This window comes from Mesorhizobium sp. ZC-5 (assembly GCF_025753855.1).
Taxonomy (GTDB): domain Bacteria; phylum Pseudomonadota; class Alphaproteobacteria; order Rhizobiales; family Rhizobiaceae; genus Neomesorhizobium.
Map to the genome: position 1 here is coordinate 1 of NZ_JAOWPT010000059.1, position 1,171 is coordinate 1,171.

Consider the following 1,171-nt stretch of genomic DNA (forward strand, 5'->3'; position numbering starts at 1 on the left):
GTCTTGTCTTATGACTTTCCAAGCCGTTTGGTTCAGTAAGAGATGCCCGATCCGGGATGGCCATCCCGGATCGGGCGGAAGGGAATGGATCGAAGTTGTCTAGGTCGTTGAGGACCGTCGATTAGTGTGATCACCCCTTTCTTTTCCAGCAGGCCTGAACGGAAACCGGGGCATTTGGGCCCGGATGACAAGAATAGGATAGCGGAAAAGATGTGCGATACCCTACCACAAACCATCGGCATCGATATCTCAAAAGCAACACTCGATGCTCATGCCTATCCTGCAGGCAGCAACCAGCAGTTTGCCAATACTGCCCGCGGCCATAAAGCCTTAATTACATGGCTGGGACAATGGTCAGTCGAACGCGTGGCATATGAGGCGACTGGCGCTTACCACCGGGAACTCGAGCAAGCTCTGGCTGATCTGCCTTGCGTCAAGCTCAACCCCGCTCGTGCGCGGCGCTTTGCCCAGGCAGCTGGAACCTTGGCCAAGACCGACCGGATCGATGCAGTGATGCTGGCCCGCATGGCTAGCACAATGCAGCCGCCCGTGCGCCCGGCTATAAACCCCGAACAGGCAAGGTTGGCTGAACTGATCAGCGCCCGCGACGGTCTGATGCGCGACAGAACCGCGCTTAAAAACCAGGAGAAAAACCTGACGATTCCGCTTCTAAAGCGTCAGCACAAGCTACGCCTCAATCAGATCGATCAGCATATAATCGCTCTCGATGCCGAGCTCGCAGCAAGCATTGCGGCCGATCCGCAACTTGCCCGCCGGCATGAAATTATCTCCAGCATAGCTGGCCTTGGCCCACGTACTGCCAACCAGCTGGTCGCTATAATGCCAGAGCTTGGATCACTTGATAACAAACAGGCCGCATCGCTGGCAGGACTCGCTCCCGTCGCCCGCCAATCAGGGCAGTGGAAAGGCAGAAGCTTCATCCAAGGTGGAAGGGCCAACGTTAGACGCGCGCTCTACATGCCCGCTCTCGTCGCTGCCCGCTTTAACCCTGACCTCAGGGAAAAGTATCAGCACTTCATTGCATCGGGCAAACCAGCCAAAATCGCTATAGTCGCGGTTATGCGCAAGCTCCTCGTCACCGCCAACGCGCTCGTCAAAGCCGATCGCATCTGGGTCGAAAAACGTGCTTGATCACAACGGAAACTAATCG

At 56.3% G+C, this 1,171-nt stretch carries 1 protein-coding gene; it reads left to right on the top strand.

Annotated elements, in window-relative coordinates; translation table 11 throughout:
- Positions 1-210: 210 nt before the first annotated feature.
- On the top strand, positions 211-1,152 hold the full coding sequence (locus OHD58_RS30485) for an IS110 family transposase (protein ID WP_263807309.1): 942 nt from the start codon (positions 211-213) through the stop codon (positions 1,150-1,152).
- Positions 1,153-1,171: the final 19 nt, after the last annotated feature.